We start from the raw sequence: 10,011 nt of genomic DNA on the forward strand, positions 1-10,011 counted from the left end.
GTGAACACGCTGGCCCTGATGTCGACCCTCGGCAGGCGTGACGGAGATCGCGCCGCTCTCGGGTTTATCGTTCTTGCCCTGCTCGCTGTGTTGCTGGCGATCGCGGTCTTCATTTCGATCGTGATCGGTCCAACCGGCGTCGGCCTGCCGCATCTGATCGCCTATCTGACCGGCGATCATGCGAGCATGGACCAGCAGAACCTGATCATCCTGGAAGCCGTGCGTCTGCCACGCACCGGCATGGGCCTTCTGATCGGTGCAGCATTGGGTGTCTCCGGCGCGATGATGCAGGGCCTCTTCCGCAACCCGCTGGCCGACCCCGGCATCGTCGGGGTCACCTCCGGGGCAGCACTTGCCGCCGTCATCGCCATCGTGCTTGGGCCCACACTGCTCTTTCCGTTGCAGTTCGTATTCGGCGAACAGTTTCTGCCGCTGATGGCCTTCCTCGGTGGCCTCGGCAACACTTTCCTGCTCTACGTCATCGCCACCCGCAACGGCCAGACATCGACGACAGCCCTGATCCTCTCGGGGATTGCGATTGCCGCCATGACCGGCGCTGCCACCGGCCTCCTGATCTTCATCGCCGATGACCGGGCGCTGCGCGACATCACTTTCTGGTCTCTCGGCTCATTGAGCGGCGCGACGACGGACAAGATCATCGCCATCCTGCCCTTCGTTGTCTTTGTGCTGGCGATCATCCCCTTCGTCGCACGCGGCTTGGACGCACTGATCCTCGGTGACGCCGCAGCCTTTCATATGGGCGTACCCGTGCAGCGGCTGAAGCGCATGACGATCCTCGCCGTGGCAGCCGCCTGTGGTGCCACGGTTGCGGCTGCCGGCTCGATTGGCTTCATCGGCATCGTCGTGCCCCATCTGCTGCGTCTCGCGATCGGTCCGTCACATCGCTTCCTGCTGCCGGCTTCAGCGCTCGGCGGGGCAGCCTTGCTGCTTCTCGCTGATACGGTCGCCCGCACCATCGCCGCACCGGCAGAACTGCCGATCGGCATCATCACCGCGATCCTCGGCGCGCCCGTCTTCCTGATGCTTCTACTCGGCAAACAGGGCCGCCAGGCCATGGAGGGCCTGTAATGATCCGCGCACACGACATCACGATCAGCCGCGGTGGACGCGTTCTCGTCGACAAGGTCAGCCTCCATCTGGAAGCGGGCAAGGTCACCGTGATCATCGGCCCCAACGGGGCGGGCAAGTCCACCCTCTTGAAGACCCTTTCGGGCGAGATGCGCCCCGACCACGGCGACGTCCTTTACCAGGACCGGCGTATCGCCTCGCTGAGCCCCGTAGAACTCGCCCAAGAGCGGGCAGTGCTGCCACAATCCACAGCACTCTCCTTCCCCTTCACGGCGCTTGAGGTGGTGCGCATGGGCGCCGTTGCGCATGGCAGCCGCGATCCGAATCTTGCGGGCCGCCAGGCGCTCGTCCGTGTGGGGCTGAGTGGCTTTGAGGGGCGCAGCTACAACGCGCTATCAGGCGGCGAGCAACAGCGCGTGCAGCTAGCCCGTGTTCTGGCACAGATGCCCGAGCCTGTTCTTGACGGTCGTCCCCGCGCGATCTTCCTCGACGAGCCGACGGCAAGCCTCGATATCGGTCACCAGATCTCGGTTCTTGAGCTCGCCCGTGACTTTGCCCGACGCGGCGGTGTCGTCCTGGCCATCTTGCACGACCTTAACCTCGCCGCCGAGTTTGCAGATCATTTGGCCGTCCTTCACCACGGCAAACTGATCCGTGAAGGGCATCCAAAGGAAACCATCGACGATGGGACCATTGCGCATGTCTACGGCATTGCTGGCAGTGTCGGACGGCTGCCGAGCGCGGCGATACCCTATGTCTTGCCCCAGGCCCGGTTCAGCGCAACACGCTGAGCCGGCTACCTCAGTTGTCCACAGTTATCCACAGGGCAAAACCAACGAACGCGCACAAAAATCCGCAACGAACCAGGAACACACGCGACCAGACTTGAGAACGCCTAGCGAACATCGGCGACCAGAGCGACAGATATCCGCCCACTTCTTCCAGCGACATTTTGATAGCCGGCTAAGCCGATTTGTGCCTCGGTCAGGAAGGGCTTGCCGAACGACCAATGGGGTCGATTATCGCCATCCAGGTACGACCTGAACACACCGACCAACCCAAGGTGCGCAGCACTGCGCCAAAAGCCACCATATTGTTTTGAATAAGAAAATGGTGGGTGATGTAGGGCTCGAACCTACGACCCGCTGATTAAGAGTCAGCTGCTCTACCAACTGAGCTAATCACCCGCCTGACACCGTTTCCGGTCTCGTCCGCCCCGTTTCTGGTGGCGTGACCGGGCGTATAAACAGGATCTGCGACCTTGTCTAGCGCCGCTGCAAAAATTCTTGGCCGTTTGGTCAAAAAAATTTCAAAAACCTGGAAATGCCCAATGTTTTCAGAGATCCAGCATTCCCGTGGCCAGGCGGACGGCCTGACCGCCGATCCGCGCACGCGAGACGGCGCCGTCTTTCACATCGACATGCAGGTGAATGTAGGAAGGGCGGCCCATCTCAACCCCCTGCTCGATCATCATCGGGTGATGACCGTCCGGCAGCGCGTCGAAATGATGGATGGCGCCTGAAAGCGCTGCCACCGCAGACCCAGTCGCGGGATCCTCGTGAATGCCCATATCGGGCGAAAACATCCGCGCATGGAACTTTGCGGCATGATGAACACCGCCGCGACAATAGAGGTAAGCCGACGTCAGCCGTCCTTCGCTCATCGGCGCCACGCGTTCCCACAGTTGTGGCTCGAATTCGACGCTCTCGATCGTCGCCACATCGTGCAGAGGCACGAGAAGAAACGGGACGCCGGCACTCCACACCGTCGGCATATGGTTTTCAAACCCTATGGCGCTGGCCTTGACGGACAGTGCATCGGCAAGCCCTTGGCGATCCAGTTGCAACTCATGGCGGCTCGACAGCCGCGGCAGGTCGAATTCGGCGAAGCTCGCCTCCCCCGGCCTGACCCGGACGGCACAGCGCACCGGACCAATCGTCTCCTCCAGCACGGAAACGAGATCCATGTTGGCGGTCTCTCCACTGTAGGCGCGCTCTGCCAGCGCAACCGCAGTACCCACCGTCGGGTGCCCGGCAAAGGGCAGTTCTCGGCCAGGGGTAAAGATCCGGATCCGGGCGGTGTGCGATGCGTGATCGGCGGGCTGGACGAAAACGGTCTCCGAGAGGTTCATCTCTCCGGCAATCGTTTGCATCATCGCGTCGGACAGGCCGGCGCCGTCGAAGATGACAGCGAGCGGATTGCCCGCCAGTTTGCGGTCGGTGAACACGTCATAGATGGCATACTGTCTCGCCACGGGCCTATCTCCGTTGAAGGTCACGCTCGCGGCACACACTGCCCGAGGCGAAACGGCAAGGCAAGCCGAGCCCCGATCATCATCGACCCTGAAAATACCAGCCGAGAATCGGCAGCATCGCGGCCCCGTAACGCTGCGCTGCCGGATCCCCAGAGCGGATCACGACCGCCCTGGAGATTTCCGGCTCCAGACAATCGCGGGCAAAGGCGTCGATCCGAGCGGCAAGAGCCTCCGCCGTCTCCGAGAAGGTGAAGATTCGTGCCAAGGTCAGACGTCGCGAGCGATAGCTGGCGTAAAGCACAGGATCGGCATGCGCCAGGTTGAGATCAAGCCCTGTCTCCTCCATCACCTCGCGCCGCATGTTGCCCTCAATGTCACAAGCCCCATCCACGACGTCGGACAAGTCGAGCGAACCCGCCGCAAAATAGACCTGTCCTGGATTGGCGGTGTGCGGCGCCATCTCGACCGCGACCAGCGCCCCGTCGGATGAGACGATGACGGGATAGCCGAACAGGTGACAGGCACCGGCAAGCTCCGGCTGGCGCCGCCACCAGAGGAAGGTGGCAAAGTTCGACACATGGCCGAGTGCCTCAAGATGCCCATCGCGATAGCGGATCTGACGCTGCAGGATCATCCGGCCGTTGAAGAGGGCCGGGTTCGCCGTCACCTCACGCTCCCAGTTGGCAGAGATGGCAGTGCTCTGAGCAAGGTCCAGCGGATGCGGATCGGCTGCCACCCTCAGCGCTAGCGAGCGAACCGGATGCAGGCTACCATCGGTCGGCAGGCCAACCTCGTCAGTCAAGAGATCGCTCATGGCAGATGCAAGGTGATGGCAATCGGGCAGTGGTCCGATGCCTTGGGCCGGTCCCATCCGGTACGCGGATAGCGCTCGACCTCCTGCCCCGGCGGAAAGGGGGTGCGGAATGGCTGACCGTTGCGGATGACCTCTGGTAACGTCTGAGGATTGGCCTGTGCGAGCCCTTTGGAAAGCCAGATATAGTCGAGCTGACACAAATGCTGTTCTTCGGGACCGCGCGCATGATAGAGCGTCCAGCGATCGAGCGGGTCTCGCCTAAGCATGGGGTTTTCGGCAAAACCGTCATGTGAGAACGCATCAAGGGCACTCGGCAGATCCGGCCGGTGGACGTAGTCATAGCCCGAGCGCCGATCGCCGATCACGTCGATGCGCTCCTGATAGTCGTTCATGTCGCCGCAGATCACGAAGTTGCGCCGCGAAGCATTCTCTGGCCCGAAACGATTCTCGATGATGTGCCGTACCGCCTTTGCCTCGGCCTCGCGGATCGGCATGGTCGAGGTACGCCCGTCCATTCCATCACGGCCATTGGTCATCGACTTGAAATGCACCACGTAGACCGTCAGTGGCCGACCTCCGACGCGCAGGTCGAGTTCCAGGCAGTCGCGTTTGAAGATCCGGTCATCCGGCCGGATCCGCTCCCCGAGCCCCGGATGATAGAGGCCAAGATCGTGATAGGTGAGCGCTGCATGGCTGGTGACGTCGCGCAGCTCGATCGGCTGACCGTCGCGGGTCTTCTCTCGCATCAGCACGGCAACGTCGATGCCGCGGCTGTCATTACCCTCGACCAGATATTTCTGCCGATAGCCCGAGCCGATCATGCGGAAGAGATAGCCGTATTCGAATGCCTTGAGCGCCTCCATGTTGTCGACCTCCTGCAGGCACAGGATATCGGCATTGGTGTCGGCAATCGCCAGCCCCGAGAGCTGTCGGGTGTCGTCGGTGGAAGATACGACCCGCGCCGCCTCGAGCCGCTCGTAGTCGGCTTCCGACTTGATGTCGAACAGCTTCAACACCCGGTCGGATTTCAGCTGGTTGCGATAACCGGTGAAATCGAAGCGCGCGATCAGGTTTTCGATGTTGAAGGTCGCGATGCGAATGGACATGAACACCTGACGGGGGATCGGTTGCGAAGGCGGCGGATCGACTGCACTCAACCACGCCCCTTCCGTATCCGCAACCCAAAGCAGGCGTGCCTAAAGCTGTCAGGCCGCCTGGGCCAGCGCATGCCCGACGAGCCTGCCGAGGCGACGGATGCCTTCCTCAATCATCGCCTCGTTGGCGCAGGAATAGGAAAGCCGGATCGTATTGGCACCGGAACGATCGGCAAAGAAGGCTTGGCCCGGCACGAAAGCCACCTTTTCCGTCTCGACGGATCGCGCCAGCAACTCCGCGCCGTCCATACCCTCCGGTAGCGTGACCCAGACAAACATCCCGCCCTCCGGACGTGTCCATTCGGTTCCATCAGGCATGTATCTTTCCAGCGCCGCCAGCATGGCATCGCGCCGCGCCGCATAGGCTGCCCGGATCTTGGCAATCTGTGCCGGAAAATGCTGTGCGGCCACCTCGGCCACGACCATCTGGTTGATCGTCGAGGAATGCAGATCTGCGGCCTGTTTCATCAACACGAGCTTGCGGATGACCGGCTTGGCCGCCACGACATAGCCGACGCGCAGACCGGGTGCCAGCGTCTTGGAAAAGCTGCCGCAATAGATAGTCCGGCAGGCGTCGATGCCGCCACTGCGGGCAATGTCGAGCGAAAGGATCGGCGCAATGGCCTCGCCGTCATAGCGCAGATGCTGATAGGCCGCGTCTTCGATCACCGGAATGTCGAGCTCGTCGGCCAATGCCAGGATCTGGTGCCGTTCCTCAAGGCTCACGGTCTGACCCGTCGGATTGGCGAAATCGGTTGAGAGATAGGCAAACTTCACGGCACGCCCCTGCGTCGCTACCTCCGCCCTGTAGCTCTCGGGCGTCCGGTTTCCGATCGACAGCTGATCATAGGCAGGCTCATAGGCATTGAAGGCCTGCAACGCGCCGAGATAGGTCGGCCAGGTCACAAGCGCCGTGTCGCCGGGCGACAGAAAGAGCTTGCCTAGATAGTCGAGCGCCTGTTGCGAGCCTGACGTGATGAAGATGTTGTCGAGCTCGCAGGCAATGCCGAGCCGCCCCATTTCCTCCTTCAACCAGGCACGCAGCGGCAGATACCCCTCCGAGACCGAATACTGCAGCGCGCCGCCAGCTTTCCCATCGGCAAACAGGCCGGCGTAAGCCTCGGCAAACTCCTTTTCGGGAAACAGCGCCGAATCGGGAATACCGCCCGCAAACGAGATGATGTCAGGCTTGTCGAGGAGCTTCAGGAGCTCCCGAATTTCAGACGCGCGCATGCGCGACGACCGCGTGGCAAAGACATGATCCCAGTTCAGCATCGGCGTTTCCTCAAGTCTTGTTGTTATCTTAGGCAGCAGACCATGAAAATCTCGATAGGTCAACAATACTGACCTATCGAGGCGAACTTGTGCGTTTTACCGTTTGGCAACCATGTTGTCGCTGTTTGTTCAGGCAAACCTAAAACGCAAGACGATTCGCTCTATAGTCTCGGTAACAGTGAAAGGACCCGCCACTTGCCGATGCGAAAGCTCACCCTGCCGATGGTCGGCGTCGACAATGAAGCGGATCCGCCCTGGGAGCATCTGAGCACTCTCTTCCACATCTTCCCCCACATCGTCGCAGCCATCGCGATCCTGTCCGCCGCCATCCTTCCCTATATGGAGGGGCGGACGGTTGAGGTACTGATCGTGATGGCGATCCTGTCGCTGCAGGTGATCATGCGCGGTGTCGCGGACTTCCGTTTCCGTCGGCGGGGGGCAACTGACACGGCACAGCAATGGCTGAAGCGCTTCACGCTCGTATCTGTCCTCTCAGGGGTCGCTTGGGGTGCGTCGCTTGCCATCCTCTACAGCGGCGGCAGCCCTGACGCGCAGGTGGTGATCCTCGCTGTTGGCTGCGGCATCCTCCAGTCGAGTGCGGCACGCGCCTATATGGCGCCTCGCTCCACCCTCCTGGTCATCGTCGTGATGACGGCCTCGGTCAACCTAGTCGCGGTGCGTGAGGGCAACTGGATCATGGTTCCGATCTGCCTCGCCTATGTCGGCTTTCTCGCCAGCTACATGATCCGGCTGATCGCCATGGACGAGAGACGCCTGGCGGCAGAGACGAAGACCCGAACGCTGGTGGCCGCCCTGGCCGAAAGCAACGAGAAACTCACTGATGCCAACGAGCAATTGCGCCGTCATGCCGAGACCGACGCGCTGACGGGCCTTGGCAACAGGCGTGGCTTTGACGCGCAGTTAAGCCATCGTCTCGGTCGATACCGCAATGACCGCGAACCTCTGGCGCTGCTCCTGATCGACATCGACCACTTCAAGCTCTTCAACGACACCCATGGCCACCAGGCCGGGGATGCAGCGCTCCAGGTGGTGGCGGAAGTGATCGCTGCATGCATGCGGGACGTTGATGGCACGGCTGCACGCTATGGCGGCGAAGAATTCGCCATGGTTCTGCAGGGCAATCGTGCCCTGCAGCCGGCTGTCTTCGCGGAGGATCTACGCAAACGCGTCGCTTCCGTGTTCCTGCCGACGGCCGATGGTGGATCGGCAAACCTGACTGTCAGCATCGGCGTGGCAAAAGCGGGCCCTGAAGACGATGAGCGCAGCCTGATCGCCCTTGCCGATCGCAGGCTCTACGCTGCCAAGGGCCTCGGGCGAGACCGGGTCTGCGACACCGATCACGCGAAACGGCTGGTCAGTTCCGCCTGACCCCAGCGCCACACGGACAAGAAAAAGCCGGAGAAGTTTCCCTCTCCGGCCTGTTGTTCATCCCTGGAGATGAAGATCAGTTGCGGGCCTTGTCGACCAGCTGGTTCTTGGCGATCCACGGCATCATGCCACGCAGCTTCGCGCCGACTTCTTCGATCTGGTGGCTGTCGTTCATGCGGCGGATGCCCTTGAAGCGGGCAGCACCGGCACGGTATTCCTGCATCCAGTCCGAGGTGAACTTGCCGGTCTGGATGTCGTGCAGGACGCGCTTCATTTCAGCCTTGGTTTCAGCGGTGATGATGCGCGGGCCCGTGACGTATTCGCCCCACTCGGCCGTGTTCGAGATCGAGTAGTTCATGTTGGCGATGCCGCCTTCATAGATCAGGTCGACGATCAGCTTCACTTCGTGCAGGCACTCGAAATAGGCCATTTCAGGCGCATAGCCGCCTTCGACTAGCGTCTCGAAGCCGGCGCGGATCAGTTCGACCAGACCGCCGCAGAGAACGACCTGTTCGCCGAAGAGGTCGGTTTCGCACTCTTCCTTGAACGAGGTTTCAATGATGCCCGAACGGCCGCCACCAACGCCACAGGCGTAGGAGAGAGCGAGTTCAAGGGCGTTGCCAGAACCGTTGTGGTGGATGGCAACGAGGCAGGGAACGCCGCCGCCCTTCTGATATTCGCCACGAACCGTGTGGCCGGGGCCCTTCGGAGCGATCATGACGACGTCAACGGTCGACTTCGGCTCGATCAGGCCGAAATGCACGTTCAGGCCGTGGGCGAATGCGATCGCAGCGCCGTCACGGATGTTCGGTGCGATGTCGGCCTTGTAGATGTCGGCCTGGAGTTCGTCCGGGGTCGCCATCATCATCAGATCGGCCCAGGCGGCAGCTTCGGCAACCGTCATGACCTTCAGGCCATCGGCCTCTGCCTTCTTGATGGTCGGAGAACCGGCCTTCAGGGCAACAACCAGGTTCTGGGCGCCGGAATCCTTCAGGTTCAGCGCATGGGCGCGGCCCTGCGAACCGTAGCCGATGATGGCAACCTTCTTCGACTTGATCAGGTTCAAGTCGGCATCACGATCGTAATAGACGCGCATTGTAGTGTCCTTCCCTATGCTTTTCAGTTGTGGTGGATGTTGTTAATCGGCGAGCCGGAACGGGATGCCCCATCCAGGCCCGCCAGTACGCGGTCGGTGCCGTAGAGAGCGAGAAAGGCGGCAACCGCCTTCGTCGCCCGGGCGCCAAATTTGTGGGTCTGCGGTGCTTCGCCGAGCAGCATGCGTACATGCAGATCGCTGACGATCAGGCCGTAAAGGGTACGGTACGCGTCCTCACCATCGCCGAAACGCAACAGGCCGTCGCGCTGGCCGGCATCGAGCAGCGCCCGTGCCCGGCGATCGATCTGGCGCCGACCACGCTCCAGAAGCAACGTACCGAGCTTCGAACCGTCACGGCTCGACTGGCCGATGGCGAGCCGGTTGAGGGCGAGGGAAACATCGCCGGCGAGAACCTCGAGCAGATCGCGAGCAAAGACCTCGAGATGATCGGTCAGGGTCGCGACCGTCAGGCGCTCGCCCGGTCGCTCAAATGTGCGAACCTTGCTCGCCTGATAAGAAATCATCGCCGACAGAAGACCGTCACGGTCGCCGAACCACTTGTAGAGGCTTTCCTTCGAACAGTTGGCAGCCCGCGCCAGACCGGCCGTGGTGACCGCCTTGTCGCCGCCCTCGACGAGAAGACGCAGCGCCTCCGCCAGAACGGCGTTCTGACGCGGCGTGAATTCCGATGTCTGATTGTCGATGGACATAGGCGCCTCCTGGTACCGTACGGTACGGTTCGCAGGCTTTATGTCCTGAGGGAGTGCGCAGGTCAAGAATGAATTTGCGAAAAAAGAATGCAGATGCCTGGGGAAGGAGATCTTGTTTTGAGCATCACTCCCTCACCTTTCACCCCACAAAACTGTCACAAAAGGGTGATGATGACAAAAAATAATCGTTGTATGTCATAGTTAAATGACGGTGTATTTCCAGACTAACC

9 protein-coding genes and 1 tRNA gene are annotated in these 10,011 nt (G+C 61.3%); 3 read left to right on the forward strand and 7 right to left on the reverse strand.

The window, feature by feature from the left end; translation table 11 throughout:
- Complete coding sequence (locus BW978_RS20285) at positions 1-1,089, forward strand: FecCD family ABC transporter permease (protein ID WP_076397638.1); 1,089 nt, start codon at positions 1-3, stop codon at positions 1,087-1,089.
- On the forward strand, positions 1,089-1,880 hold the full coding sequence (locus BW978_RS20290) for a heme ABC transporter ATP-binding protein (protein WP_076397639.1): 792 nt from the start codon (positions 1,089-1,091) through the stop codon (positions 1,878-1,880). The genes BW978_RS20285 and BW978_RS20290 overlap by 1 nt, the downstream gene beginning before the upstream one ends.
- A 320-nt stretch (positions 1,881-2,200) precedes the next feature.
- On the opposite strand, the gene BW978_RS20295 is transcribed toward BW978_RS20290, so the two are convergent.
- The 5 genes from BW978_RS20295 to BW978_RS20315 form a co-directional block, all read right to left on the reverse strand.
- Positions 2,201-2,276: transfer RNA gene (locus BW978_RS20295), tRNA-Lys, on the reverse strand.
- A gap of 149 nt (positions 2,277-2,425) precedes the next feature.
- Positions 2,426-3,343 carry a PhzF family phenazine biosynthesis protein gene (locus BW978_RS20300; protein ID WP_076397640.1) on the reverse strand — a complete coding sequence of 306 codons (918 nt, stop codon included), beginning with the start codon at positions 3,341-3,343 and terminating at the stop codon, positions 2,426-2,428.
- A 79-nt stretch (positions 3,344-3,422) separates the two neighbouring features.
- Complete coding sequence (locus BW978_RS20305) at positions 3,423-4,145, reverse strand: NUDIX hydrolase (RefSeq protein ID WP_348529169.1); 723 nt, start codon at positions 4,143-4,145, stop codon at positions 3,423-3,425.
- A gap of 8 nt (positions 4,146-4,153) precedes the next feature.
- Entirely contained in the window at positions 4,154-5,263 is a 1,110-nt protein-coding gene (locus BW978_RS20310) for an endonuclease/exonuclease/phosphatase family protein (protein WP_076397665.1), read from the reverse strand.
- 99 nt (positions 5,264-5,362) lie between these two features.
- The gene (locus BW978_RS20315; RefSeq protein WP_076397642.1) at positions 5,363-6,586 is read right to left on the reverse strand and encodes an aminotransferase-like domain-containing protein; all 1,224 of its coding nucleotides are present in this window, start codon (positions 6,584-6,586) and stop codon (positions 5,363-5,365) included.
- 201 nt (positions 6,587-6,787) lie between these two features.
- Here BW978_RS20315 and BW978_RS20320 point away from each other — a divergent pair, with 201 nt between their 5' ends.
- A complete protein-coding gene (locus BW978_RS20320) occupies positions 6,788-7,975 on the forward strand; it encodes a GGDEF domain-containing protein (protein ID WP_076397643.1) in 1,188 nt (395 codons plus the stop codon).
- Between the two features lie 76 nt (positions 7,976-8,051).
- On the opposite strand, the gene ilvC is transcribed toward BW978_RS20320, so the two are convergent.
- Positions 8,052-9,071 (reverse strand): ketol-acid reductoisomerase, encoded by a 1,020-nt coding sequence (gene ilvC, locus BW978_RS20325; RefSeq protein ID WP_054151077.1) that lies wholly within the window; start codon positions 9,069-9,071, stop codon positions 8,052-8,054.
- A gap of 23 nt (positions 9,072-9,094) precedes the next feature.
- Positions 9,095-9,781 carry a TetR/AcrR family transcriptional regulator gene (locus BW978_RS20330; RefSeq protein WP_076397644.1) on the reverse strand — a complete coding sequence of 229 codons (687 nt, stop codon included), beginning with the start codon at positions 9,779-9,781 and terminating at the stop codon, positions 9,095-9,097.
- Between the last annotated feature and the right edge of the window lie 230 nt (positions 9,782-10,011).

The sequence above is a fragment of the Rhizobium sp. RU33A genome (assembly GCF_900156055.1).
In the GTDB taxonomy this organism is placed as follows: Bacteria; Pseudomonadota; Alphaproteobacteria; order Rhizobiales; family Rhizobiaceae; genus Allorhizobium.